This window comes from Rhizobium sp. NFR07 (assembly GCF_900111905.1).
Taxonomy (GTDB): Bacteria; Pseudomonadota; Alphaproteobacteria; order Rhizobiales; family Rhizobiaceae; genus Neorhizobium.
This window is the reverse complement of the sequence record NZ_FOKM01000002.1, coordinates 502,555-528,192: the sequence shown is the minus strand read 5'-3', so window position 1 is coordinate 528,192 and position 25,638 is coordinate 502,555. Positions and strand designations below refer to the sequence as shown.

The following is a 25,638-nucleotide window of genomic DNA, read 5'->3' as shown; positions in this document are numbered from 1 at the left end:
CTCAGCCGCCTCGGCCCATATTACGCCGAAGGCTTCGTCTTGCGCTTGAGATTGCGGCGGATCATGCCGAGATCGGCACCGCCGATCAGGAAGGCGACACTGAAATAGACGACCATCGCAAGCGCGATGAGAACGCCGAGCGCCAGGATCTGCTGCAGCAGATGCGAGCCCGGAGCCAGCCAGGGGCCGGCATAAGGCAGAGCATAGATCAGCGCCGTGGCCATGACCGCAGCGGAAGCGACCAGCAGCACCGTACGCTTGGCGAGCTTCCATTCCCAGGCGAGATGACCGCGCCAGACCAGCGTGGTGAACAGCAGGACAGTGTTGATCCAGCCCGCCGTCGCCTCGGCCGTCGCGATGCCCCGCTCGGCGAGGATGGGGAACAGCGAGATGGCGAGGCCTGAATTCACCACGACCGACAGCATGGTGAAGCGCATCGGCGTCTTGGTGTCCTCACGGGCATAAAAGCCCGGCTGCAGCGCCTTGATCATGACGAACCCCGGCAGCCCGAGGCCGTAGATCGCCAGGATGCCGGCGACGACCGTGGTATTTTCCGCCGAGAAGGCGCCACGTTCATAAAGCACGCGGATGATCGCGTCCGACAAGACCCAGAGGCCGGCGGCGGCGGGGAGCGTCAGGAACAGGACGAATTCGATCGAGCGGTTCTGGATATTGGCCGCTTCCTTCAGCTGTCCGCCCTTCAGCGCACGCGACAGTTCCGGCAGGAGCACGACGCCGACGGCGACGCCGACGACGCCGAGGGGCAGCTGGTAGATGCGGTCGGCATATTGGAGTGCCGCGATCGCGCCTTCCTTGCCGGACGCGATGGCCTGGCCGATGATCTGGTTGATCTGGGTGATGCCACCGGTGACGGCCGCCGGGACCGCGAGCCAGAGCAGGCGTTTGACGTTGGGTGTCATGCGCGGGCGGCGAAAGCCGATATTGATGCCGGCATGGCGCACGCCGATATAGACGACGGCAAGCTGCAGCACGCCGGCGACCAGCACGCTCCAGGACAGGTACCAGGCGATTTCCCGCGGATCGGCGCCGATCCAGAGGCCCCAGACCAATGCTGCGATCATCACCACGTTGAGGAAGACCGGGGCGATGGCGGCGGCGAAGAAATGATGCAGCGAATTCAGCATGCCGCTCATCATCGCCGTCAGCGACATACACATCAGGTAGGGGAACATGACCGCGGCCATGCGGATGGTCAGCGAGGTCTTTTCCGCGTCGTCGGCAAAGCCCGGCGCAATGATGAAACGCACCAGCCACGGCATCATCAGTTCCATGACGATGGTGATGATCAGAAGCGCCGAGAACAGGACACCGAAGACTTCCTCGGAAAAGCGCTTGGCGCCCGCGACGCCATTCGCCTCGATCTCCTTGGAGAAGAGCGGCACGAAGGCTGCGTTGAAGGCACCCTCGGCAAACAGGCGGCGGAAAAGGTTGGGGAAGCGGAAGGCGGCGTAGAAGACGTCGGCCATCGGCCCGGTGCCGAGTGCGGCCGCCATCGCGGTCTCGCGGGCAAAGCCGAAGATACGGCTGCCGAGCGTCGCCCCGCCGACGGTCGCGAACTTCCTGACGAGGCTCATCGGCCGGACCCCATGCTTCTGATCATGCGTTTGCCTTGTTTTTGCGCGCGGCGGGCGGTTCTGAGATGGTCGGAACGACGCTGGCCGCCATGCCATCGATCGACTCGAATTCGTCGTTCGACATCACCGCTTTGAGGCGCGAGGCAATGCTGTTCTGGCGGTTTTCATTGGTGATCTTCTGGCCGACGAGATCGGTCACGTAGAAGGTATCGATGACCTTTTCGCCGAATGTGGTGATGCGCGCCGACTGGATGTCGAGCGAGAGATCCGCAAGGCCGGCGGTGATATCAGCCAGAAGGCCGGTGCGGTCCAGGCACTCGATCTCGATGACCGTGAACTTGTTGGACAGGCCGTTGGAGATGATGACCGAAGGCGGAATGTTGAAGGCCCGATGCTTTCTCTTCGCCTTGGCTCGGGTAGCGATGACTTCCGGCAGGCGACGCTTGCCGGACAGCACATCCTCGATCATGCGGCTGATCGTGCCGGCACGGCGCAGCTCGTCCTCGTCGACGGCGAATTCGCGGTTGATGAGGATCGTGTCGAGCGCGCGGCCGTCGGTCGTCGTATAGACCTGGGCATCGGCGATGTTGGAGCCGGCCGCGGCGCAGGCACCGGTGATGATCGACAACAGGCGGGGATGGTCGGGGGCCAGGACGGTGATTTCCGTGATCGCGCGAAAAGCGTCGGTGCGCACCATGGTGGCGAGCACATGCCCAGCGCGGTCCGTATCGCGTATGAAGGTTGCGTGGCGCACTTGGTCTTCCAGCGATACGGCCAGCAAATAGGGCTGGTAATGCAGCTCCGAATAAGTCTTGGCATCCACCTCGTCCCAACCCGACAGCGCGTTGGCGAGTTCCCGCGCGGCGGCGGTGGCGCGTTCGCGGCGCGGCGTCTCGGAAAAGCCGCCGGACAGAAGCAGCTCGGTCTCGTAATAGAGCGTGCGCAGCAGCTGGCCTTTCCAGCCGTTCCAGACGCCCGGGCCGACGGCGCGGATATCGCAGATCGTCAGCACCAGCAGCAGCTTTAGCCGGTCCATCGAGCGGACGGCATCGGCAAAATCGGTGATCGTCTTGCGGTCATGCAGGTCGCGGGTCTGGGCGGTCATCGACATGATGAGATGTTGTTCGACCAGCCAGGTGACGAGTTCGGTCTGCTTGGCGTTGAGACCGAGCCTGGGGCAAAGCTTCTTGGCGATACGGGCGCCGGCCGTCGAGTGATCCTCTTGGCGGCCCTTGGCGATGTCGTGGATGAGGACCGCAACATAGAGCGCGTCGCGCTCCTCGATGCCGGGCATGATCTTGTTGGCGAGCGGATGGACTTCGCCCGCCTCGCCCTTGTCGATTTCAGACAGTGCCTCGACCGAGCGGATCAGGTGCTCGTCGACCGTATAGTGATGATACATGTTGAACTGCATCATCGCGACGACCTTGCCGAATTCGGGGATGAAACGACCGAGTACGCCCGCCTCGTTCATCCGCCGCAGCATCAGCGCCGGATCGCGACGCGAGGTCAGCATGGAAAGGAAGAGGCGGTTGGCCTCGTCGTTCTCGCGCACACTGGCATCGATCAGCGACAGCGAGCGGGTCATGCGCTTCAGCGCATCCGGGTGAAGTTCGAGCTGGTGGATATCCGCGACATGGAAGAAGCGGATGATATTGACCGGATCGCGGGTGAAGACATCCGGCGCGGCAAGCGTGATGCGGCCGCGATCAGTGACGAAATCGACGGTGCCGGGGATCTTGTGCAGCCGCTTGGTGAAGCGCGACATGACCCGGTTAGCAAGGCCCGGAGCGGCCTTCGCCTGCTGCTCTTCCAGTGCCGCGCAAAAGATGCGGGTCAGGTCGCCGACATCCTTGGCGACGAGGAAGTAGTGCTTCATGAAGCGTTCGACAGCCGACAGGCCTGGGCGGGCGTGATAGCCGAGGCTGGCTGCGATCTCGCGCTGGATGTCGAAGGAGAGCCGCTCCTCGGCCTTGCCGGTGAGGAAATGCATGTGGCAGCGCACCGCCCAGAGGAAATCGTCAGCCTTTTCGAACAGGTTGAGTTCCTTGCGCGAGAAGACGCCGAGCTTCACCAGTTCGCCGGCATCCTTGACCCGGTAATAATACTTGGCGATCCAGAAGAGGGTCTGCAGGTCGCGCAGGCCGCCCTTGCCTTCCTTGACATTGGGCTCGACCAGATAGCGGGTGTCGCCCGCCTTCTGGTGGCGAAAGTCGCGTTCGGCGAGCTTGGCAGCGACGAATTCCGCGCCGGTATCGGCGACGATTTCCCGGTCGAAGCGGGTCTCGAGCTGCGCCACCAATTGCCCGGAACCGCAGATATGGCGGCTTTCGAGGATGGCTGTGCGGATGGTCATGTCGGTGCGCGACAGACGGATGCATTCCTCGATGGTGCGGGTGGCGTGGCCCACCTTGAAGCCCATGTCCCACAGGACATAGAGCAGGAATTCAACCGCCTTGCGCATGGCATCGGAATTCTTTTCCGGCAGAAGGAAAAGAAGGTCGATATCCGAGCCCGGCGCCAGCGTCGAGCGGCCATAGCCGCCGACCGCGGCAACCGCGATGTCACGGCCTTCGGGATGCACAGCCGAAACCACCGTCTCGTGCAGGATGGAAATGATCTGGTCCTGCAGCCAGGAAATGCGTTCGGCGCAATTGAGGCCGCTGCCATCCCGGTTGAGCAGCTCGCGTGCCTTGTCGCGGCCCTCGGTGCTAGCACGGCGCATGACGGGCAGGATCGCGGCCCGCAGTTCCAGATGCGGCCGGTCCTTCTTCATCAGCGCGCGGCACTCGGCCTTCAGGGCATTGATGTCGAGAAGTTCGGAGAAATCAATTTCGTGTCTGGCCATGTGTTCCTGCCGGTGCCAGTTTGCCGGGGAGGCTTTAGCGAATTTGCGGCACCTTTTCCACCGATTATGACGATCGGTCGTTTCAAAGTTGTTGCCGGGCGGCTTCGAGGTCAAGTGCGCGGTCCGGCAAGGCAGGCTCCGACGCATCGCCTTGAGCACGGGCACGGCCGCGCCACTGGCGGGGGCTCATGCCGGTGACGCGGCGGAATTCGCGGTTGAAGTTCGATTTCGTCGAGAAGCCGACGTCGAGCATGATCGAAGTGGCAGACTGTTTCGTCTCGTCGAGCAGGCGGCAGGCCTCGGTGACGCGGCGGTTGTTGACGAATTGCGAGACGTTCTGCCCCGTTGCGCGATTGATGGCCGATGACAGGTCACGGGCCGGGATGCCGGCCTTGCGGGCGATCTTCGCGAGGCTGAGGTTTTCGTCGCTGAACAGGTTTTTCTCATCCAGAGCTGCTGTGGCGCGCGCCACGAGGTCGTCGTCGTGTGGGTCAGGCGCCATCGTAGTGGGGGTTCGCCCGGATACGGCATCGGGCTGCGGCCAGAAGTAATAGGCTGCGACGACGGCGAGTGCCGCGATGTTCATCACCGTGACGACGACTGGCACGCTGCCGGCACCGTGGAACCGGGTATAGACGGCGAGCAAGGCATCGGTGATCGCGAAGAGGAACATCAGGCCGGCGGTCAGTCTTGCGGCGCGCAGAGCCGGCCGCATGCGCTGGAGGCTCGCTTCCGCCATGACCTCGGCGCCTCCCGTACGCGTCAATTGCCACAGGGCCAGGCCGTAGACGAGGAAGATCACCAGCAGCAGCGGATCGATGAAATCCTGCACGAACGCCACGGCGATGGCGACCGCGAGCGGAGCCCAGAGATGAAGCCAGGGGCGGGACGGCGGAAAGCCCGTCAGTTCCCGGAAAGCGAGGAAGGCGAGCGGCGGCATGACCGAGGCGGTGATCGGCTGGACAAAGGCAAGGCCGATGAGGCCATAGCCGAAATGCAGGCCGACGATCAGCCCCTGCAGCGCATAGAGGATGAGGAAGGCCACGAAATAGCGGCGGCTTCCGGGCGCTTCCACACCCTTCAGGCTGTTGTGAAGGACCAGCACAAAGATCAGGCCCGCAAGAAGGGGCAAGGGAACGGTCAGCAATGGAGATCCCGCCAGATGCGGCAAAAGGCCTAAATCATGTCTCTAGACGGACTATATCATGTTCGAGGTCGAAAGGCAGACGGATTGGCGCTCTCTTCGGCTCCATTCTCAACACGGCTGGAGACCGACCGACATGCCATTTTCCTTGCTCATTCCCCTCGCCTCGCCCGTCTTGGCACTTGCGGCCATGGGGCTAGTCCAGGCTACCTCCGCCCTTCCCTTGGAAGTCACAACGCGGCCGAACACAATCTCCGCCAAGGTGACGCATCCTGCTGCCGAAACCTCAGTCCAAGTCGGTGTCCGCCAGATCTCGGCTACCTCGAAGGAACGTGGCGGAGATATCGAGATAACAGTCTGGTATCCGGCGCAAGCCGATGGAGAGCCGGTCATGCTCGGCGAGAGCGTATTCTTTGAGGGTACAGCTTCGCTGCGCGACGCCTCGATAGCGGAGAGGAAATTTCCTCTCGTTCTTCTCTCACACGGAGCCGGCCTCGCCGGAAATCCGCAGGCCATGAGCTGGATCGCCACACCGCTGGCGAGCCAAGGCTTTGTCGTTGCCGCGCCGACCCATCCCGGAAATTCCGGACGGAACAGATCGGCGGCTGAGACGATGAAAATCTGGCTGCGGCCCGGCGATCTGAGCGACACGCTCGATGCGATTGAAAAAGATCCGACTTTCAGCGGGCACATCGACACTGGCCGGGTCGGAACCCTTGGTCTTTCCATGGGCGGCGGCACTGCGCTGGCTATTGCAGGTGCTCGGATAGATCCAAGGCTTCTGGCTGGCTATTGCGATACCGATATGCGCAACGCCTCGCTTTGCGACTGGGTGAGGCAAAGTGGTGTCGATCTTCACGCTATGGATATGCAATCCGCCGGTCGCGATAACAGCGACAGGCGCATTCGTTTCGCCATGGCCATAGACCCCGCCCCGGTGGATGTGTTCGACGCCGAAAGCTTTGCGGACGTCTCGATCCCGGTTTCTATCGTCAACCTCGGCGCTCAGGGGAAAATTCCAACCACGGCAGATGCGTCGGGGCTGGTCAAAGCCATTGCAAATTCGAGCTACACGACGATCAACGACGCCAGCCACTACAGCCTGTTTGCGGAGTGCAGACCGGGGGCTGCCGAGATGGCCGAGGCGGAGAAGATCGGCGATCCGATCTGCATGGATGGCGGCGGGCGGTCACGGCGTGAGCTTCATGCGCAGATGATCGACATGACCGTGGGCGCGTTCAGTCAGGCTGTTAAGGCGGATGCGGCAAATCCATGAGATGCGGATCTGCCGCCCGATCCGTTATTTCGCCGCAAGCTGCTTCTTCAGCGCATAAAGCGCGTCGAGCGCCTCGCGCGGGCTCATGTCGTCCGGGTTGATGGCCTTCAAGGCCTCCTCGACCTTGGAGGGGCCGCGCTTGACGTCTTCCTTGCGCACGGCGACCTGGAAGAGCGGCAGGTCGTCGATCAACTGGCTTGCCGGGTTCTTGCGGTCGGAATCCTCCAGCTTGGTCAGCACGTCGCGGGCGCGGGCGACGACCGAGTCCGGCAGTCCGGCGAGACGGGCGACCTGGATGCCGTAGGAGCGATCGGCGGCACCGGGGCCGACCTCGTGCAGGAAGATTACCTCGCCGTCCCATTCCTTCACCTTCATCGTGGCGTTGGAAAGCCGGTTCAGCTTCTCCGACAGCACGGTGAGTTCGTGGAAATGGGTGGCGAACAGGCCGCGGCAGCGATTGCCTTCGTGCAGGTGCTCGACCGCCGCCCAGGCGATGGAGAGGCCGTCGAAGGTGGCGGTGCCGCGTCCGATCTCGTCGAGGATGACCAGCGAGCGGTCGGTCGCCTGGTTGAGGATCGCCGCCGTCTCGACCATTTCCACCATGAAGGTGGAGCGGCCACGGGCGAGATCGTCCGACGCGCCGACGCGGGAAAACAGCCGGTCGACGATGCCGATATGGGCCGAGGCCGCCGGCACGAAGGAGCCCATCTGGGCGAGGATCGCGATCAGCGCGTTCTGGCGCAGGAAGGTCGACTTACCACCCATGTTCGGGCCGGTGAGCAGCCAGAGCGCGCCGAATTCGCCGCCATCTTTCGGTGACAGGTCGCATTCATTGGCGATGAAGGGGCCGGACGACTGGCGGCGCAGCGCCTGTTCGACCACCGGATGGCGGCCGCCCTCGATGGCGAACATGCGCGACGCATCGACCGTCGGGCGGCGGTAGTCCCACTCTTCCGACAGCATGGCGAGGCCAGCCGCAACATCGACCACCGACAGTGCGCGGGCGCCGGCCTTGATCGCCTCGCCTTCCTCCGTCACTGCCTGAACCATTTTATCGAAGGCCGCGAGCTCGATGGTCAGCGCCTTGTCGGCGGCATTGGCAATGCGGCTTTCCAGATCGGCCAGTTCGGTCGTGGTGAAGCGCATGGCATTCGCCATGGTCTGGCGATGGATGAAGCGGGCTTTGGCTTCCGGCGTATCGGTCATCGGCCCAGCATTGCCGGCTGTCACCTCGATGAAGTAGCCCAGCACGTTGTTGTGCTTGATCTTCAGCGACTTGATGCCGGTCTCTTCGGCATATTGCAGCTGCAGGCCGGCGATGACCTTGCGGGACTGATCGCGCAGCGCGCGGACTTCGTCGAGTTCGGCATGGGCGCCATCGGCAAGGAAGCCGCCGTCGCGCTTCAGCAGTGGCAGGTCCTCGGCCAGCATGTTGCCGAGCAGGGATTCGACCGTGACAGGCAGAGCCTTGAGGTCTGTCAGCGCTGCGGACAGCTCGTCCGGCAGCATGGAGCGCTCAAGGAAACTGACGACACCACGGGCGGCTTCGAGACCTGCGAGGATGGCACCGAGATCGCGCGGGCCGCCGCGGTCGAGCGCAAGGCGCGAGAGCGCGCGCGGCATGTCCGGTACATGCTTCAGCGAGGAGCGGAGATCCGAGCAGAGCGACGGCTCGTCGAGCAGGAAGGAGATGGAATCCAGCCGGCCGTTGATGCGGTCTGGATCGGTCAAGGGCGACATCAGCCGTTCGGCGAGCAGGCGGGCGCCGCCGCCGGTGACGGTGCGGTCGATCGCCTTCAAGAGCGTGCCTTCGCGCTCGCCGGAAAGTGTCTTGGTCAGTTCCAGATTGCCACGGGTCGCGGGGTCGATGAACAGGGTGGAGGCGCCGCTTTCGCGCTCCGGCCGGCCGAGCGGCGGGCGTTCGGCGATCTGCGTCTTTTCGACATAGGAAATGGCGGCCGATGCCGCCGCCAGCTCGGCGCGAGAGAATGTGCCGAAGCCATCCAGCGTGCCGACGCCGAAATAACGGGCGATGCGGCCCTCGGATGTGGCACTGTCGAACAGGACGGAAGGCTGCGGCACAGCGACGCGGCCCAGCACGTCGAAGACCGGCTTCAGCTCGGCATCATGGAAGAGCGTGTCCGGCATGATCAGTTCGCGCGGCTCTATGCGCAGGATGTCGGCAAGCAGACGCGACTGTTCGGTCTCGGCCACCCGGAAGACGCCGGTGGAGATGTCGATCCAGGCGAGCGCCATCAGCGGTTCGGCGGCGCCCTTGATGCGGGCGAGCGTCATCAGATAGTTCGATTCCGAGGCGACGAGAAGCTTTTCCTCGGTGATCGTGCCCGGCGTGACGAGGCGCACGACATCGCGCTTCACCACCGACTTCCCGCCGCGTTTCTTCGCCTCCGCAGGGTCTTCCACCTGCTCGCAGACCGCGACGCGGAAGCCCAGCGCGATCAGTTTCTGCAGATAGTCGTCGGCCGCATGAACGGGCACGCCGCACATCGGGATATCCTGGCCCATGTGCTGGCCGCGCCGCGTCAGCGTGATGTCGAGGGCGCGCGACGCCTCGATCGCATCCTGAAAGAACAGCTCGTAAAAATCGCCCATGCGATAAAACAGGATCGATCCAGGGTTGTTTGCCTTGATCTCGATGAACTGTTCCATCATCGGCGTGGCCGACGCGCGGCTCTCTTCCGAGGCCAGCTGGTCGGTTGTCAGGGCTTGGATGGAGAATCTTTCAAACTGGGTCACGGAACCGATTTTTTGTTGCGCATGGAAAGTGGCGACACTATCGGTGATGACCCTTTGAACACAACATCCGCAGCGGCCTCGCAGAAGGCTGCCCACAAGAAGCTGGAGAGGACATCGCCCGTGAACGACAAGGTTGCTGACAAGACTGGCCGCACGCGCACTTCGGTCACCGAACAGGAAGCGCTCGATTTCCACGCCGACGGCCGTCCCGGCAAGCTGGAGATCACGCCGACCAAGCCGATGGCGACCCAGCGCGACCTGTCGCTCGCCTATTCGCCGGGCGTTGCCGTGCCGGTGCTGGCGATCGCTGCCGATCCGGCCAAGGCCTACGATTACACGACGCGCGGCAACATGGTGGCCGTCATTTCCAACGGTACGGCGATCCTCGGCCTCGGCAATCTCGGCGCATTGGCGTCGAAGCCGGTCATGGAGGGCAAGTCGGTTCTCTTCAAGCGCTTCGCCGATGTCGATTCCATCGACCTTGAAGTCGATACCGAGAATGTCGACGAGTTCATCAATTGCGTGCGCTATCTCGGGCCGTCCTTCGGCGGGATCAACCTCGAAGACATCAAGGCTCCGGAATGTTTCATCATCGAAAGCCGCCTGCGCGAGCTGATGGACATCCCGGTCTTCCATGACGACCAGCACGGCACGGCGATCATCGCGGCGGCGGGCCTCATCAACGCGCTGGAACTGACCGGCCGTGACCTGAAGACCACCAAGCTCGTCTGCAACGGCGCCGGTGCGGCGGCGATCGCCTGTATCGAACTCATCAAGGCCATGGGCTTTGCGGCGGACAACATCACTCTCTGCGACACCAAGGGCGTCATCTATCAAGGCCGCACCGAGGGCATGAATCAGTGGAAGAGCGCGCATGCGGTGAAGACCGACAGCCGCACGCTGGAAGAAGCGATGAAGGGTGCGGACGTGGTGTTCGGCCTGTCCCAGAAGGGTGCCTTCACCGAAGACATGATACGATCCATGGCCGACAAGCCGATCATCTTCGCCATGGCGAACCCGGATCCGGAAATCACGCCGGAGGAAGTCGCCCGCATCCGTGACGACGCGATCATGGCGACCGGCCGTTCGGACTATCCGAACCAGGTCAACAACGTGCTCGGCTTCCCCTACATCTTCCGCGGTGCGCTGGACGTGCGGGCCCGGCAGATCAACGACGCGATGAAGATCGCCGCCGCCCAGGCGCTGGCCGATCTCGCCCGCGAAGACGTGCCGGACGACGTCGCCGCCGCCTACCAGGGCAACCGCCCGCGCTTCGGCGCGCAATACATCATCCCGGTTCCGTTCGATCCGCGGCTGATCTCGGCCATTCCGGTCGCGGTTGCCAAGGCCGCGATGGAAAGCGGCGTCGCGCGTCGCGACATCACCGACCTTGCCGCCTATGGCCACGAGCTTTCCGCGCGTCGTGACCCGATCGCCGCAACAACGCAAGGCATCTACGAGCGCGTCCGCCGCTTCCCGAAGCGGGTCGTGTTTGCGGAAGCCGAAGAAGAGCAGGTCATGCGCGCCGCGATCTCCTTCTGCAACCAGGGTCTCGGCACGGCGATCCTGCTCGGCCGCGACGACGTGATCCGCGCTACTGCCGAGAAGGCCGGGATCGATCTCGACCGTCCCGGCATCGAGGTCGTCAACGCCCGCATCTCCAACCGCGTCGACGCTTATGTCGATCATCTCTACGGCCGCCTGCAGCGCCAGGGTCTCCTGCTGCGCGACGTGCAGCGCCTGATCCACAACGACCGCAACCACTTTGCCGCGACCATGGTGGCGACGGGTGACGCGGACGCGATGGTGACGGGCACGACCCGCAACTATGCCACCGCGCTCTCCGACGTCCGCCGCTGCATCGACGCCAAACCGGGGCATCGCGTCATCGGCGTTTCGATCGTGGTCGCCCGCGGCCGGACGATCTTCGTCGCCGACACCGCCGTCCACGACATGCCGAATGCCCAGGACCTGGCCGACATCGCGACGGAGGCCGCCCGTGTCGCCCGCCGCATGGGCTATGAGCCGCGCGTTGCCATGCTTGCCTATTCCACCTTCGGCCAGCCGGTCGGCGAGCGTTCGGAACGGGTTCGCGAAGCCGTGAAGATCCTCGACGGCCGCCGGGTCGATTTCGAGTATGACGGGGAGATGGCGGCCGACGTGGCGCTCAACCCGAGCCGCATGGAGCAGTATCCGTTCTGCCGCCTTTCGGGCACCGCCAACGTGCTTGTCATGCCGGCGATCCATTCGGCCTCGATCGCCACCCGCATGCTGCAGGAAATCGGCGCATCGACCGTGATCGGCCCGCTTCTCGTCGGTCTCGACAAGTCGGTGCAGATCACCCAGATGGGTGCCAAGGATTCCGAAATCGTTAACATGGCAGCGATCGCCGCCTACAATGCCGGATCGTAAGGCTGTTTGAATGCAATCCTCAAGTGGACTAAGTTCAGTGAACTAAGTCCACTTGAGGATTTGCCATGAAAACCGTCAACATCCACGAAGCGAAGACACACCTGTCGCGCCTTGTCGAAGAGGCGGCCAATGGTGAAGGCTTCGTCATCGCCAAGGCCGGCAAGCCGATGGTGAAGGTGGTGCCGCTGGAAGAGGTGCAGGCGGAAGAACCGAAAAAGAAGCGCCGTATTGGCTTTCTCGAAGGGCAATTTTCCGTGCCGGACGACTTCGACACGATGTTCGCCAAGGAGATCGAAGAGATGTTCTATGGCGAGGAGAAATGAAACTCCTGCTTGATTTTCATCTCCTGGTCTGGCTCGCTGCGATGACAGCAAAACTGCAGGCCCAAGCTCGACCATTCATCGAGGATAGCGGCAACGAACTTTTCTTCAGTTCGGCCAGCAAATGAGAATTATCGGTCAAACACGCGCTCGGAAAGAACGACATTCCTGTCCACCCACGGGTGCTACGTCGTGCGCTGCTGGACAACGATTTTCAGGAACTGCCGGTAACAAGCTCCCACGCCTTTGCGCTGGAGGCGCTGCCACCACTTCACAAAGATCCATTCGACCGCATTCTCATTGCTCAAGCGACGAGTGAAGGCATACTGCTTCTCACCGCAGACGAGACTGTGGCCCAGTACGACGGCCCGATCAGGCTTGTGCGCTAGTTCGAAAAGCGGTCGAAATCCGTACCGAAATGGTTGATGTAGCGGCCGGCGATCGAGGAGATCGGTAGGACGATCAGGACATCGGTCGTGTTGAAGGCCTGATCGACGACGGCGCCGTCGCCGATCATTGCGCCGAGGCGCAGGTAACCCTTGACCAGCGGCGGCATGGCCGACAGGGCCTGGCGCGCGTTGATGCCCTCGGACGGCATCAGGTCCATCTTGCGGTAGAGCTCCGGCCGGGCCGAAACCATCCAATCTTCCTTGACCAGTGAATTGTGATGCAGGAAGGACAGGGCAAGCGCATGCTCCTCGGGTCGGACGCCGGGGAAGGAAGCGCAGCCGAACATGGCGTTCATGCCGTGCTTGACGGAATAGAGCCAGTTGCCCTGCCAGAGCAGCTCGACAGTCCGCTTGGTGCGATAGTCAGGCAGCACGCAGGAGCGGCCAAGCTCCATGAACTGCTTGTCGGGATGGCGCTCGAGAAGCGGCTTGATGTCGAATTCCGAGGCCGAATAGAAACCGCCATTGGCCATCGCGACTTCCTGTCGCAGCAGGCGATAGGTGCCGACGATCTGCTCCTCGATCTCGCCTTCGATTGCGTTATCGACGACAAGCAGGTGATCGCAGATGGAATCATAGCTGTCGAAATCGCGCTTCAGGCGCATGGCTTCCTGGGGCAGCTTCGCGCCCATCTCCTCGACGAACACGCGAAAGCGCACAGCCTGCGCAGCAACGATCTCGCGTGCGTTGCGCGCGAGCCGTGTCTCAAGCGAGCCGATGCGGCCAAATACGTCGCCACTGGTTGTGGAGGGCGCCGCATTCGAAGGAGATTCGAGTGTCAATTCGCGGTTCAGGAGTTCGATTGCCATGGTGATTCGCCCGTCCCGGTTGGATCACCGCCAATAATCACGTTTCTACGACAGCAACGTGACGCCGACTGTCACAATAGGAGCGTGTTCCCGAACCGTCAACGGGCCTGACGCTGCATGTTGCGATCCAGGACCACGGCGCGGATTTCCTCCGATAGCATTCCCGGGTTGACCGGCTTCTGCAGGATTTTCCGCACTCCGGCCTGCAAGGCGAGGCGTGTCGCTTCTTCGCGACTGTCGCCCGTCAGCACGATGACGGGCAAGGATGGCGTATCGGAGCCGGTCTCCCGCAAGCGCAATGCGGCAAGCACGTCCAGCGGATCGCCGCCCGGCATGTTCATGTCGGTGATGATCAAGTCCGGATGGGCGTCAGCCTCGTCCAGCGCATCGCTGAAGCCCGGAACATCGGCCACCCAGCGCACGCGGTGGCCATCCCGCTGCAGCATGGCACGGACCAGCGTGGCGCTGATCGGATCGTCTTCCGCGAGCACGATATCGAGCGTGGCCTTGTCCGGATTGCCCCCTGCCTGTTCGGGCATGCCATGCGCGCGACCGCCACCGGCCTTTGCCTGCGCTGCAGCATCGGCAAAGCCCCGCAGACGGCCGCTCAGGACATCGACCAGCGACTTCTCCCTCAGCGGACGGATCAGCCATGCATCGAACAGTTCCTGCGGCTGGGACGCCCTTTCCTCGGGATTGACGAGAAGAATGCGGTGAAGCGGCTTGTGCAGCGGTTCGCAGGCATAGCTTGCAGCGAGGCGATGGTCGACGATCAGGTCGGTGAAAGGCATCGGGCCGGCCGTCGACCTGTCGATCAGCAGATGCAGTTCCTCGGAAGTGGCGAGGTGTCTGCATCGACCGCCCAGAGCCTCGATGGTCGCGACGGTCGCCTGAGCTGCCGGGCCTTGCGGGGCAAGAAGTATGACGCGTGAACGCGACAGCAGGGCGCTGCGATCGGTTTCGCCTGCGGGGGCGTCCTCTGCGAGCTGCACCGGGAAGCGGATGGTGAAGACACTGCCCTCGCCGACACGGCTCCTGACCGATAGCGAACCGCCGAATTCGGCAAGGATGCGCGAAGTGATACTTAGGCCCAGGCCCGTACCGCCGCTACGGCTGTCGGGCGATCCAAACTGTTCGAACTCACCGAAAATGCGGGCCTGATCCTCTACCGTCATTCCCGGGCCGGTATCGATGACGGCGATCTCGACATTGCCGTCGATGATGGAACCCTTGACGAGGACGCCGCCCTCGGCGGTGAACTTGACCGCGTTGCCGATGACGTTGAACAGGACCTGGCGCAGGCGGGCGGGGTCGAAATCGAGAAGTTCGGGAAGATCGGCGGCAAAGGTTGCGGCAATCTCGATACGCTTCTCATGGGCGCGGGGAGAGAGCATCTCGACGACGCTTTCCAGCAATTGGCGCAGGTTTTCGGCACGGGTGTTCAGGCGGAAGCGTCCAGCCTCCATAGTCGAGAGATCGAGGATATCGTCGACCAGCTGCGCCAGCATGTGGCCCGACTGGCGGATGCCGCTCAGGTAATTCTGCTGTTCTGCCGTCAGCTTCGTCTGGCTGAGCAGATGCGTCATTCCGAGAATGCCGTTTAGCGGCGTGCGGACTTCGTGCACGACCGTGGCGATGCGCCGCGACTTGGCAGCACTGGCCGCCTCCGATGCGACAAGCCGATCCTTTAGCGACGAACGGGGCCAGCGCTTCAGCCCGAGGATCAGGTTGCGAAGCGGGCTGGAGCCTTTGTAATCAGCGAGATCAGCGACTTGCGGTGGCGCGACCACGGTTTCGCGCAACAGCTCTGCCGGCTCTTTCAAGGCAGGCTGCGCGAATGCCTTTGCGATGAGATCCTGCAGATCGGCGATGGTACGCATGGGGAAAGACTACATGGCCTTTCCTTCGCAATCCTTAGGTCACGCCCCTAACAATATCTTAATCGGGTTTCTTCGCGCCGACCAGTTCGTCAAGGATGACAAGGCCCGCGCCGATGGTGATGAAACTGTCGGCCAGGTTGAAGACGGCGAACGACCAAGTCTGAGTGTAGAACAGGATGTAGTCGATGACGTGTCCGTAGACCAGGCCGTCGATGAGATTGCCGATCGCACCCGCGATGATCAGCGCAAAACCGGTATGGGCAAAGGTCCGCGACGTTGGCGTCCGACGCCAGAGCCAGATGACGAAGGCGACGATGACGATGCGCATGCCGACGATGAATTCCCGCTCCATGCCGGACAGAAGCGAGAAGGCGACGCCGAGATTATAGGTGCGGAACAGTGCCAGGAACGGCATGACCGGCACTGCCTCGTGCATCGGCAGAGAATTCTCCACCGCGATCTTGATCGCCTGGTCGAGGATGACCGCGATAATGATGACGATCACGGCGGTCAGCGGCCGCGAAAGATATGCCACGCGTTCAGTCATTTCTTGTCTTCCAGGGTCAGGAGGTGGCGGCGCGCCTCAAACAGCATCACGGCGGTGGCAACGGCGAGGTTGAGGCTGTCCGCCCTGCCCTGCTGGGGAATACGGACGGTGCGGTTGGCGCCGCGCGCGAGATCATCCGGCAGGCCGGATTGTTCGTTGCCCATCAGGATGACGACCGGCTTTTTCTCGTAGTCGACCGTGCGGTAGTCGACCGCGCCGGCGAGATGGGTCGCCACGACTTCGACGCTGGAACGCTTCTGCCATGCGAGGAAATCGTCGGCCGAGCACCGGACGACGGGCAATGCAAAGACCGAGCCCATCGTGGCGCGAACCGTTTCCAGCGAGAAGGGATCGGTGCAATCGCCGACGAGGATGACGGCGGAAGCGCCTGCGGCATCGGCCGTGCGGATGATGGTGCCGAGATTGCCGGGATCACGGACCCGGTCCAGCGCGACGATGGTGTCGCCTTTTTCCGGCGAAAGCTCATCCAGCCGCCTCCAGCGCTGCTCGAAAATGCCGACGACCATTTGCGGGTTGTCGCGACGGGTGACTGACGACAGCACCTTTTCGCTGACTTCCAGAACGAGGCCGCCATTGGCGACCGTGCGGGTGGCGACCTGCTCGACCAGCGGCTTGCCCTTGGCCGCCTTGGCGTAGATCAGCGTGCGGATTTCCCAGCCGAGTTCCAGCGCGTCGATGACCAGCTTCAGGCCTTCCGCCATAAAGATTCCGGCTGCCTCGCGATCCTTCTTGTTGGTGAGCGCCTTGATGTCCTTGATGATCGGGTTGGCGAGCGAGGTGACTTCCTTCACCTGACCGACCTTGCGGGCACCGGGTCTTCTGTAATCGTCTGTCATTGGGAAACCCAGCGGCTGAAAAGTGAGGTGGAAAGGGCGCGGCCGCGGTTCTCGCCGTCGAGGCCCGTCTCGCGCAGCACAAGTTCGCCGGACTCGATAGTCCCGCCGGCACCGCGCATGGTTTCGCGCATCAGCTCATGAATGGAATAAAAGCTGGCGCGGATCGAATAGGCTGTGAGAACGAGACCGACCGCGTTCTTCGACAGAAGCTCGCGGCAGACGTCGAGCATGAGCGGCAGATGTTCGAAGAGTTCCCAGACTTCGCCATTCGGTCCGCGGCCGAATTTCGGCGGGTCGGTCAAGATGATATCATAAGTCGAGCCGCGTCGTTCCTCGCGCAGGATGAACTTCATCGCATCCTCGCAGATCCAGCGGATCGGCGCCTTGTCGAGACGCGAGAGGGCCTGGTTTTCGCGTGCCCAGCCGATCGCCTTCTTGGAGGCATCGACATGGGTGACTTCCGCACCGGCAGCTGCCGCAACCAGCGAAGCGACGCCGGTATAGCCGAACAGGTTGAGGACCTTGAGGGTGCGACCCTTGGCTTTGGCTTCCTCGACGCGGTCCTTCACCCACAGCCAGTGAACGATCTGCTCGGGAAAGAAGCCCATATGGCGGAAAGCGGTGAAGCGGCCGAGAAAATCGATTTCGAGCAGCGTCAACGGCCAGGTCTCGCCGAGAGCTTCGCGCGGAAACTTCCAGCGGCCCATGCCGTCCTCGTCGGTGTTGCCGGTGAATACCGCCTCGGCTCGCTGCCAGATTTCGGACGAGAGCGACGGCTGCCACAGCGCCTGCGCCTCAGGGCGGACGACATGGTAGGGACCGTATTTTTCGAGCTTCAGCCCATTGCCGCTGTCGACGAGATGGAAATCGCCGGCATTCTTCGATTCCAGGATAAGCGGAACGTTTTCCTTCGGCAGGTCGCCGGTGCGCGCCATCAACGGTCGTGCCGATGCGGCCTGCTCGGGTGCGGGCTTCTGCTCCCTGACCGATTGCTCCCTTACCCTGGGCTCCTTGACCTTGGCATGCTCGGCGGCCCATGCCTGCTGAGGTCCGCCGGAGGGTTTGGGCTTGCCGGGCGAGGTCTTTCGATCGCCGGCATGGGGCGCCCCGCGCGGGGGCTTCTGCCCGCTCCGCTTCTCTCTATTCTTCAAAGACTGATCCTTGGCTTTCATGGAGAGCCAGATAGCACCTGATGCGGCTTCGGCAAAGCCCGTGCTGGCTAAGAGCGCCTTATCGTCCTATCTGCATTTCAGAAGCGAAATGCCCCGATGTGCAGGAGCCCCATGGAAATCGTCGGCGAAGAACGGATCGAAGCACCCCGGGAGGCCGTGTGGGCCGCCCTTAACGATACCGAGGTACTGAAAAGCTGTGTTCCCGGCTGCCAGTCGCTGGAATGGACCTCTCCGACCGAACTCCTGGCGAAAATCAAGCTGAAACTCGGTGTTCTGTCGGTCGGCCTGACCGTTGAAATCGCTTTGTCGAACATCAGGGCGCCGGAACACTATACGATCGACGCCGAAGGCAAGGGCGGAATTGCCGGCTTCGGCAAGGCATCGGCGGATATCATGCTGGTCGAGGATGGGGACGCGACGATCCTGCATTATCGCACCGGTGCCGAAATCGGCGGCCGGGTGGCGCAGATGGGTTCACGCTTTATCGGCTCGGCCGCTCAGAAACTGGCGGCGCGGTTCTTCTCGCATCTCAATAAGGTTGTGCAGGAAAAAGTCGGCGGGGCATAAGGCCAACCGCGGCAGGTCAGGCGTGACCTACCCCCGTGGGCCGGCGATTGCCTTGTGCTCGCTTTGCCACTTCACCGCTTCCTTCGCTTCCGTGCGAGCCTGACGGCGATAGCGTCCCTGCTTCAGCCAGGTCACGCTCGCACCGATCGCCATGCCGACGAGGAGAGTGACAAAAATGAACAGGAAGAACGGGGCGGTCACCGACAGCACGCTGTCCTGCGGCGCGAACGGGTTGAGGGCGAGCGTGATGGGTTGGCGATTGGCCACCGCGAGGACGATCAGGATGATGCCAAGCGGCACAAAAACGACGAGCGACAGGATGCGCTTCAGCTTTGCCATGGTTTTCTCCGGCAGTATCATTCAAGGGTGACAGATCGGGCCGGATCCGAGCCTTTCAAGGGCTCAGTACGGATCAATCCTCTTCGTCCGCCATTCCCGGATTCAGCCGCTCGCGCAGCTCCTTGCCCGTCTTGAAGAAAGGCACCCATTTTTCCTCGACGAAGACGCTTTCCCCCGTGCGCGGGTTGCGGCCCGAACGCGAAGGACGGTTCTTCACCGAGAAGGCACCGAAACCGCGCAGCTCGACGCGGTTTCCGCCCGCAAGTGCATCCGTGATCTCGTCAAGCACCGCGTTGACGATGTTCTCGACGTCTCGATGGTAGAGATGCGGATTGCGTGCCGCAACGATCTGTACCAATTCTGACTTGATCACCTTTGCCCCCTGAAAAAATTAGATTTTCACCGTTCCCCAACCTGCCAAACCGAGACCAGACCGTCAAGGAACAACTTGCTGGGCCCCCAACCCTCGATCGCATCCGGGCTGACAGGCAGCGTTATGCCTGCAAAGCGGAAGAGACCGGAAAGGGCATGGGCGAACCAGAGCGAGGACGAATTTTCTGTATCCTTCCATTCGACGATCGGCAAATCGCGCGAAACATCGCGTGTCTGGAGATAATCGAGGATCTCGTCGTCGCCACCGAGCGTGTCGACCAGCTTGACGCCGAGTGCCTGGCGGCCGGTGAAGATCGTGCCGTCAGCAAGCTTCAGGACTTCGTCACGCGGCAGCTTGCGGCGATCGGCCACCAGGTCGACGAACCAACCATAGCTGTCCATGATCATGTTGCGGATCATGGTTTTCGCTTCCTCGCTTGCAGGATGGAAGGGCGACGGCTCGGCCTTCAGAGGAGAAGACTTTATCTCTTCCAACGAGATACCGATCTTCTTCATCACCTCGTCGATCTGCGGATACTGGAAGATGACGCCGATCGAACCGGTGATCGAGCTTTCTCCGGCGACGATCGTGTCGCCTGCCGTGGCGATCATGTAGCCGGCGGAGGCTGCAAGCGTCCGGATATCGGAGACGACCGGCTTCTTTTCCGCCACCTTGCGGATCGCTTTGAAGATGCGCTCGCCGCCATAGGTCGTGCCGCCGGGCGAGGAGATCGAGACGATCAGTGCCTTGGCCTGGCTGCTGTCGGCGATGCGCTCCAGCCGTTCGAGCAGTTCGCGATCGTCGGTGATCATGCCGGCGATGCGGACACGGGCGATGTGCGGGGCGGCGGAACCGCTCTGGTCGCTCATCAAAAAGGCGTAGGAAACGAATCCGATGGCAGCCAAAAAGATGAGCGCCGCGACGCGCCAGAAGCTGAGCTTGCGGCGCAACTGCCGCCGATCCGCGATTGCCATAGGGTCCATGAACGTTCCTTCGCATGCCTTTTATGGTTTAAATAGTAACCACCGAACCGATTGCAGCGGCTCTTATCACGTTTTTATGTTGTCCATTATTGTTTGTTGAAGGATAAAAACCATATTTGAGGCCGACGACCACGCCGCTCGCCCTATCGTGCGAGCCCGGACGGGTGTCGGAAAGGACCGAACGAAACTCTATGCTGCAGCATATCCGAAATACAGGCGGCTTTCTCGCGTCGATGCAGGGGCCTGCGAGCGCCTATGATGCGGCGCTGACACATTCATCGCGCGTGAGCCGGCTCAAGGTCCTGCTGCCGGTGGTGGCTGGCGTGATTTCGCTGCTGTTCATCGGCGTTGCCATCATCCGCACATACCTGCCCGAGAACGTCTCGATCGAAAGCGCAAGGATCGAAGACGGCAAGATAGTCATGGAAAGACCGGCGATCTCCGGCCGCAACAGCGACGGCATCAGCTATTCGATGCTGGCGCAGAAGGCGCTGCAGGATATCCAGGACCCCAATCTCATCACGCTTCAGGATGTCACGGCTGCCGTTCCCATCAATGACGAACTGATTGCCCGCGTGACCGCGACGAGCGCCGACTTCAATCGTGGCGCGGACGCCCTCAAGCTGACAGCACCTTTCGACGTCAATATGAGCAACGGCATCACTGCCCGCTTCCAGTCCGCCCAGCTGGATATCCCCGGGGGCACGATGAACACGGCTGATCCAGTGAATATTTCGATGACCGAAGGGTCCATTGTTGCAGATTCCATGAAGATCACCGATAAGGGGCATACTCTCAATTTCACCGGCAAGGTTCGAGTGCATGTCGAACCCACAGCCATCCGCAACAAAGGCAAGTAGAGCCCGGTTGTCATGACGCATCGCTGCTTTTTCCCCCGCATGTCCGTCGTGACCGCGGCTGCATTTATTTCCTGTTTGAGCTTTTCCGCGCACGCCCAGACCACGACCAGCCAGATGGAAGGCCTCAAGCTTTCCGGCGACGAGCCGATCCAGATCCAGAGCGACCAGCTTGAGATCAAGGATCAGGAGAAGAAGGCATACTTCACCGGCAACGTGAATGTCGTGCAGGGCACGACGACGCTGAAGGCCGGCAAGATGACCGTTCTCTACAAGGGCGATGGCGGTGCGGTGACGGCAGGCAATGCCGACATCGACAAGATCTTCCTCGACGACACCGTCTTCCTGAGCTCCGGCACCCAACAGGCGACCGCCGAAAAGGGCGAGTTCGACATGGCGAGCCAGACCTTCATGCTGTCCGGCAAGCAGGTCGTGCTGTCGGAAGGCAAGAACGTATTCAGGGGCTGCAAGCTAACGGTCCAGATGGCCACCGGCCAGGCCAAGCTCGACAGCTGCGGTGGACGCGTGGAGATCATGCTCGACCCGAACTCGCGCAAACAGCAACAGAACTGACACGTGAAGCTTCCTTTTCTCTCCCCCTCCTCGGCCGGGAAGACACCCGCGCCCGAACCGTTCATGGCACGCGACAAGGCGCGCTATGAAGGCACGCTCGTGGCGCATGGCCTGTCGAAAACCTACGACACCCGACGCGTCGTCAACGGCGTATCGCTGGTGGTGAGACGGGGCGAAGCCGTCGGCCTGCTCGGCCCCAACGGCGCCGGCAAGACGACATGCTTCTACATGATCACCGGCCTGGTGCCGGTCGACGAAGGCATGATCGCGATCAACGGCAACGAAGTTACGCGGATGCCGATGTATCGCCGCGCTCGGCTCGGCGTCGGCTACCTGCCGCAGGAAGCCTCGATCTTTCGCGGGCTGACGGTGGAGGAGAATATCCGCGCCGTGCTGGAAGTCCACGAACCCAACCGCGACAAGCGCGAGGCCAAGCTCGACGAGCTGCTCGAAGAATTCCACATCAGCCAGTTGAGGAAGTCGGCCGCGGTGGCGCTTTCGGGCGGCGAGCGGCGGCGCCTGGAAATCGCCCGTGCGCTGGCGACCGACCCCGCCTTCATGCTGCTCGACGAGCCGTTTGCCGGCGTCGATCCGATTTCGGTTTCCGACATTCAAAATCTCGTCCGTCACTTGACGGCACGCGGTATCGGGGTACTGATTACGGACCACAACGTTCGAGAAACGCTCGGGCTGATCGACAGGGCCTATATCATCCATGCAGGCGAAGTCCTGACGCATGGCAGAGCCTCCGACATCGTCAATAATTCCGATGTCCGCCGCCTCTATCTCGGCGACAAGTTCAGCCTCTAGACGCAAATTGCGCAAAGCGGCGCCATCGCAAAATCCCTTTCGCGCCGCTTGACCAAACCTGATAAAAAAGCAATTCTTGTGCCAGATGCAGCTCTGGCCGGCCGATCCCGTCTGGAAAATGCAAAAAAGCGCCGCCATGATCGCAGCGCTCGTGGGATTTCGGGAGTTTAGCGTCCATCATGGGTTTATCCGCCAGCCTTTTCCTGCGACAAACCCAATCGCTCGTCATGACGCCGCAGCTCATGCAGTCCATCCAGCTTTTGCAGATGACGCATTTCGAGTTGAACCAATTCATCTCCCAGGAGCTGGAAAAGAACCCCCTGCTGGAAATTGCGCCAACCGATGGTGAAAATGGCCAGGATTTAGGCCATTCGCCCAGTTCGGAGGCAGAAGACAGCCACTCCGCCATCGACACTTCCGGAACCGGCGAGTGGAATGAAGAAGTCGGCCTGGTGATCAACGAAACCTTTGGTGAAGGCCTGGACAGCGGTCTCGAGAACGTCTTTCCCGACGATATAACCGACCGCCGCGCCGATGCCCCAGAGCTTCTCGGCCAGTGGAAGTCCATGCCGGGTGGAGACGCCGGCGAGGATTACGATCTCGACGATTTCATTGCCGGCGAAGTGGGGCTGCGCGACCTTATCCATCAGCAGATTCCGTTTCTCTTCAAGGACGCGCAGGACCGCCTGATCGCGCAGCAGCTTGCAGACCAGCTGGATGACGCGGGATATCTGCAGGGAGACCTTACCGAATTTGCCGAAAGGCTCGGCACCGATGCTCCGCATGTCGAGCGTGTGCTTTCCTCGCTGCAGACGCTCGATCCGCCCGGAATCTTTGCCCGCTCGCTCAGTGAATGCCTGGCGATCCAGCTTCGCCACAACAACCGCTTCGATCCCGCGATGGAGGCTCTCGTCCGGCATCTGGACCTGCTGGCCAAGCGCGACTTTGCGACCCTGCGCAAGCTCTGCGGCGTCGATGACGAAGACCTGATCGACATGCTGGCGGAGATCCGCAAGCTCAACCCCAAGCCGGGCGCCGATTTCGGCGGACATGTGGCCGATGTCATCGCTCCCGATATCGTCGTTCGCCCGGCCCTGAGCGGCGGCTGGGCGGTCGAGCTCAATCCCGAGACCCTGCCGCGGGTACTGGTCAACCAGACCTATTACCAGCAGGTTTCCAAGGGATTTTCCAAAAACGGCGAGGACTACGCCTTTCTCTCCGATTGCCTGCAGAACGCCAACTGGCTCACCCGCAGCCTCGACCAGCGGGCAAAGACGATCATGAAGGTTGCCGCCGAGATCGTGCGCCAGCAGGACGCATTCCTGATGCATGGGGTCGACCACCTGCGGCCGCTCAATCTGAAGACCGTCGCCGAAGCGATCAAGATGCATGAATCGACGGTCAGCCGGGTTACGTCGAACAAATACATGCTCACACCGCGCGGCCTTTTCGAACTCAAATACTTCTTCACGGTATCGATCGGCTCGGCCGAGGAAGGTGGCGACAGCCATTCGGCGGAAGCGGTTCGTCACCGGATCAAGATGCTGATCGCACAGGAGGCTCCCGACGCCGTGCTTTCTGATGACGACATCGTGCTCAGCCTCAAGCAGGGTGGCGTGGAGTTGGCAAGGCGCACCGTCGCGAAGTATCGCGAGGCGATGAATATCCCGTCCTCGGTGCAGCGGCGCCGGGAAAAACGCGCGCTCGCCAAAGTCGCGGCCGCATGAATTAGCAATTAGAAATATCTACAGTTCAGCGCGTTGACATCCCATGCGAGGGCCTATAGAAGCCCGCCTCGGCCGGACGGACGCAACCGGATACTCCGCGCAAAAAAGACGAAAGCGCAATTTTGCCTCAGCGGGCTCGAACGGCTTGGATGCTGGAGCGGCTTGGCGTAGACTGGAACATGCAAGTCACGACAAGAAGGAATAAATCCATGAGTGTTCGTGTTTCCGGTAAACATATGGAAATCGGCGATTCTTTCCGCCAAAGGATCGAGGACAACATCGGTGCGGCGGTCACCAAGTACTTCGACGGAGGCTATTCAAGCCAGGTGATCGTGGAGAAATCCGGACCGAGGTTTTCCGCAGATTGCAAGGTGCATCTCGATACCGGGATCGTTTTGCATGCGGCAGGTGAGGCAAACGACCCACAGGTCAGCTTCGATGCTGCAGCAGAGCGGATCGAGAAGCGCCTGCGCCGTTACAAGCGGCGCCTGAAGGATCATCACGCAGGCAACCAGACCAACGGGTTTGATGAGGTTGCCTATACGGTGATGGATGCAGTACCGGATGAAGGTGACGAGGTGCCGGAGGATTTCGCACCGACGATCGTCGCCGAAAGCACGAAGCCATTGAAGACCATGTCGGTGGCAACGGCCGTGATGGCCCTCGATATGACCGACGAACCTGTGTTTCTCTTCCGGAGCCCCGGCGACGAGAAGCTGAACATCGTCTACAGACGCCGTGACGGCAATATTGGCTGGATCGACTCCACCAATATGAAGAACTAACAACATCGGGAGGCGTCGGAAACGGCGCTTCCCCTGCCCTAGCGGCACAAAGGATCAAGAGAATGGCGTTGGCAGATCTGCTGCACCAAGATGCGATTATCCCTGCCCTTAAAGTGAATTCCAAGAAGCAACTGTTGCAGGAATTGGCCGCCAAGGCGGCCAAGCTGACGGGCGTTTCCGAGCGTGAGATCTTCGACGTCATACTGCAGCGCGAACGGCTGGGATCGACAGGCGTCGGGCACGGCATCGCCATTCCCCATGGCAAGCTCAGCAGCATATCCTCGATCAACGGCGTTTTTGCCCGCCTTGAAAGCCCGGTCGATTTCGAAGCGCTGGACGACGAGCCCGTCGATCTCGTGTTCCTGCTGCTGGCCCCGGAAGGCGCCGGCGCCGACCACCTGAAGGCGCTCTCGCGCATTGCGCGCGTACTGCGCGACCAGGATCTCGTCGCCAAGCTGCGTCAGACGGATTCCGCTTCTGCGATCTACGCCTTCCTCAACGAAGAACAGGCCAATCACGCTGCCTGACAGGCACGCTTTGGTTTAAGCAAAACCTATC

The 25,638-nt window shown here is 61.8% G+C and carries 25 protein-coding genes; 12 read left to right on the top strand and 13 right to left on the bottom strand.

Going from position 1 to position 25,638, the window contains the following annotated elements:
* Positions 1 to 20: 20 nt before the first annotated feature.
* From murJ to BM216_RS06160, 3 genes are all read right to left on the bottom strand, one after another.
* Positions 21 to 1,595 (bottom strand): murein biosynthesis integral membrane protein MurJ, encoded by a 1,575-nt coding sequence (murJ, locus tag BM216_RS06170; RefSeq protein WP_092996540.1) that lies wholly within the window; start codon positions 1,593 to 1,595, stop codon positions 21 to 23.
* Positions 1,596 to 1,617: 22 nt separating this feature from the next.
* The gene (locus BM216_RS06165; RefSeq protein WP_092996537.1) at positions 1,618 to 4,443 is read right to left on the bottom strand and encodes a [protein-PII] uridylyltransferase; all 2,826 of its coding nucleotides are present in this window, start codon (positions 4,441 to 4,443) and stop codon (positions 1,618 to 1,620) included.
* A gap of 82 nt (positions 4,444 to 4,525) precedes the next feature.
* On the bottom strand, positions 4,526 to 5,590 hold the full coding sequence (locus BM216_RS06160) for a helix-turn-helix domain-containing protein (RefSeq protein WP_092996534.1): 1,065 nt from the start codon (positions 5,588 to 5,590) through the stop codon (positions 4,526 to 4,528).
* 58 nt (positions 5,591 to 5,648) lie between these two features.
* Here BM216_RS06160 and BM216_RS06155 point away from each other — a divergent pair, with 58 nt between their 5' ends.
* Positions 5,649 to 6,863 (top strand): alpha/beta hydrolase family protein, encoded by a 1,215-nt coding sequence (locus BM216_RS06155; protein WP_244530089.1) that lies wholly within the window; start codon positions 5,649 to 5,651, stop codon positions 6,861 to 6,863.
* A gap of 24 nt (positions 6,864 to 6,887) precedes the next feature.
* Here BM216_RS06155 and mutS read toward each other — a convergent pair whose 3' ends face one another.
* Complete coding sequence (gene mutS / locus BM216_RS06150) at positions 6,888 to 9,536, bottom strand: DNA mismatch repair protein MutS (protein ID WP_244530102.1); 2,649 nt, start codon at positions 9,534 to 9,536, stop codon at positions 6,888 to 6,890.
* Positions 9,537 to 9,740: 204 nt separating this feature from the next.
* Between mutS and BM216_RS06145 the strand changes: the two genes are divergently transcribed.
* The 4 genes from BM216_RS06145 (at position 9,741) to BM216_RS35175 (ending at position 12,741) form a co-directional block, all read left to right on the top strand.
* Entirely contained in the window at positions 9,741 to 12,032 is a 2,292-nt protein-coding gene (locus BM216_RS06145; protein WP_092996993.1) for an NADP-dependent malic enzyme, read from the top strand.
* A 65-nt stretch (positions 12,033 to 12,097) separates the two neighbouring features.
* Positions 12,098 to 12,355, top strand: a complete 258-nt coding sequence (locus tag BM216_RS06140; protein ID WP_092996529.1) for a type II toxin-antitoxin system Phd/YefM family antitoxin — start codon at positions 12,098 to 12,100, stop codon at positions 12,353 to 12,355.
* Entirely contained in the window at positions 12,352 to 12,480 is a 129-nt protein-coding gene (locus tag BM216_RS35180; protein WP_348271995.1) for a PIN domain-containing protein, read from the top strand. Before BM216_RS06140 ends, BM216_RS35180 begins: the two co-directional genes overlap by 4 nt.
* A gap of 54 nt (positions 12,481 to 12,534) precedes the next feature.
* Positions 12,535 to 12,741, top strand: a complete 207-nt coding sequence (locus BM216_RS35175; RefSeq protein ID WP_348271994.1) for a type II toxin-antitoxin system VapC family toxin — start codon at positions 12,535 to 12,537, stop codon at positions 12,739 to 12,741.
* Here the strand turns inward: BM216_RS35175 and BM216_RS06130 are convergent.
* From BM216_RS06130 to BM216_RS06110, 5 genes are all read right to left on the bottom strand, one after another.
* Positions 12,738 to 13,610 carry a l-ornithine N(alpha)-acyltransferase gene (locus BM216_RS06130; RefSeq protein ID WP_092996526.1) on the bottom strand — a complete coding sequence of 291 codons (873 nt, stop codon included), beginning with the start codon at positions 13,608 to 13,610 and terminating at the stop codon, positions 12,738 to 12,740. The two genes, BM216_RS35175 and BM216_RS06130, sit on opposite strands and share 4 nt — an antisense overlap.
* A 98-nt stretch (positions 13,611 to 13,708) precedes the next feature.
* Positions 13,709 to 15,490 (bottom strand): hybrid sensor histidine kinase/response regulator, encoded by a 1,782-nt coding sequence (locus tag BM216_RS06125; protein WP_092996523.1) that lies wholly within the window; start codon positions 15,488 to 15,490, stop codon positions 13,709 to 13,711.
* 58 nt (positions 15,491 to 15,548) lie between these two features.
* Positions 15,549 to 16,037 carry a signal peptidase II gene (lspA, locus tag BM216_RS06120; protein WP_092996520.1) on the bottom strand — a complete coding sequence of 163 codons (489 nt, stop codon included), beginning with the start codon at positions 16,035 to 16,037 and terminating at the stop codon, positions 15,549 to 15,551.
* On the bottom strand, positions 16,034 to 16,894 hold the full coding sequence (locus BM216_RS06115; protein ID WP_092996517.1) for a TrmH family RNA methyltransferase: 861 nt from the start codon (positions 16,892 to 16,894) through the stop codon (positions 16,034 to 16,036). Before BM216_RS06115 ends, lspA begins: the two co-directional genes overlap by 4 nt.
* Complete coding sequence (locus BM216_RS06110) at positions 16,891 to 18,045, bottom strand: class I SAM-dependent methyltransferase (protein ID WP_244530088.1); 1,155 nt, start codon at positions 18,043 to 18,045, stop codon at positions 16,891 to 16,893. Before BM216_RS06110 ends, BM216_RS06115 begins: the two co-directional genes overlap by 4 nt.
* Before the next feature lie 132 nt (positions 18,046 to 18,177).
* On the opposite strand from BM216_RS06110, the gene BM216_RS06105 reads away from it, so the two are divergent.
* Positions 18,178 to 18,633, top strand: coding sequence for an SRPBCC family protein (locus BM216_RS06105; RefSeq protein ID WP_092996511.1), 456 nt, complete (start codon positions 18,178 to 18,180; stop codon positions 18,631 to 18,633).
* 27 nt (positions 18,634 to 18,660) lie between these two features.
* Here the strand turns inward: BM216_RS06105 and BM216_RS06100 are convergent, their stop codons facing one another.
* The 3 genes from BM216_RS06100 to sppA all read right to left on the bottom strand — a co-directional run bounded on the left by BM216_RS06100 (position 18,661) and on the right by sppA (position 20,328).
* Positions 18,661 to 18,972, bottom strand: coding sequence for a lipopolysaccharide assembly protein LapA domain-containing protein (locus BM216_RS06100; protein ID WP_092996508.1), 312 nt, complete (start codon positions 18,970 to 18,972; stop codon positions 18,661 to 18,663).
* A 73-nt stretch (positions 18,973 to 19,045) separates the two neighbouring features.
* On the bottom strand, positions 19,046 to 19,345 hold the full coding sequence (locus tag BM216_RS06095) for an integration host factor subunit beta (RefSeq protein WP_092996505.1): 300 nt from the start codon (positions 19,343 to 19,345) through the stop codon (positions 19,046 to 19,048).
* A gap of 26 nt (positions 19,346 to 19,371) precedes the next feature.
* Complete coding sequence (gene sppA, locus BM216_RS06090; protein ID WP_092996502.1) at positions 19,372 to 20,328, bottom strand: signal peptide peptidase SppA; 957 nt, start codon at positions 20,326 to 20,328, stop codon at positions 19,372 to 19,374.
* 191 nt (positions 20,329 to 20,519) lie between these two features.
* Between sppA and lptC the strand changes: the two genes are divergently transcribed.
* From lptC to lptB, 3 genes are all read left to right on the top strand, one after another.
* Complete coding sequence (gene lptC / locus BM216_RS06085) at positions 20,520 to 21,188, top strand: LPS export ABC transporter periplasmic protein LptC (RefSeq protein ID WP_092996499.1); 669 nt, start codon at positions 20,520 to 20,522, stop codon at positions 21,186 to 21,188.
* Between the two features lie 12 nt (positions 21,189 to 21,200).
* Positions 21,201 to 21,758, top strand: a complete 558-nt coding sequence (locus BM216_RS06080) for an LptA/OstA family protein (RefSeq protein WP_092996496.1) — start codon at positions 21,201 to 21,203, stop codon at positions 21,756 to 21,758.
* 63 nt (positions 21,759 to 21,821) lie between these two features.
* A complete protein-coding gene (lptB, locus tag BM216_RS06075; protein WP_092996493.1) occupies positions 21,822 to 22,568 on the top strand; it encodes an LPS export ABC transporter ATP-binding protein in 747 nt (248 codons plus the stop codon).
* On the opposite strand, the gene BM216_RS06070 is transcribed toward lptB, so the two are convergent.
* Positions 22,558 to 22,749 carry a hypothetical protein gene (locus tag BM216_RS06070; protein WP_092996490.1) on the bottom strand — a complete coding sequence of 64 codons (192 nt, stop codon included), beginning with the start codon at positions 22,747 to 22,749 and terminating at the stop codon, positions 22,558 to 22,560. The genes lptB and BM216_RS06070 overlap by 11 nt on opposite strands.
* Between BM216_RS06070 and rpoN the strand changes: the two genes are divergently transcribed.
* The 3 genes from rpoN (at position 22,748) to ptsN (ending at position 25,607) form a co-directional block, all read left to right on the top strand.
* A complete protein-coding gene (rpoN, locus tag BM216_RS06065) occupies positions 22,748 to 24,295 on the top strand; it encodes an RNA polymerase factor sigma-54 (RefSeq protein ID WP_092996487.1) in 1,548 nt (515 codons plus the stop codon). The genes BM216_RS06070 and rpoN overlap by 2 nt on opposite strands.
* A gap of 209 nt (positions 24,296 to 24,504) precedes the next feature.
* Positions 24,505 to 25,080, top strand: a complete 576-nt coding sequence (gene raiA, locus BM216_RS06060) for a ribosome hibernation-promoting factor, HPF/YfiA family (RefSeq protein WP_092996484.1) — start codon at positions 24,505 to 24,507, stop codon at positions 25,078 to 25,080.
* A 62-nt stretch (positions 25,081 to 25,142) separates the two neighbouring features.
* Positions 25,143 to 25,607, top strand: a complete 465-nt coding sequence (gene ptsN, locus BM216_RS06055; protein ID WP_092996482.1) for a PTS IIA-like nitrogen regulatory protein PtsN — start codon at positions 25,143 to 25,145, stop codon at positions 25,605 to 25,607.
* The last annotated feature ends 31 nt before the right edge of the window (positions 25,608 to 25,638 follow it).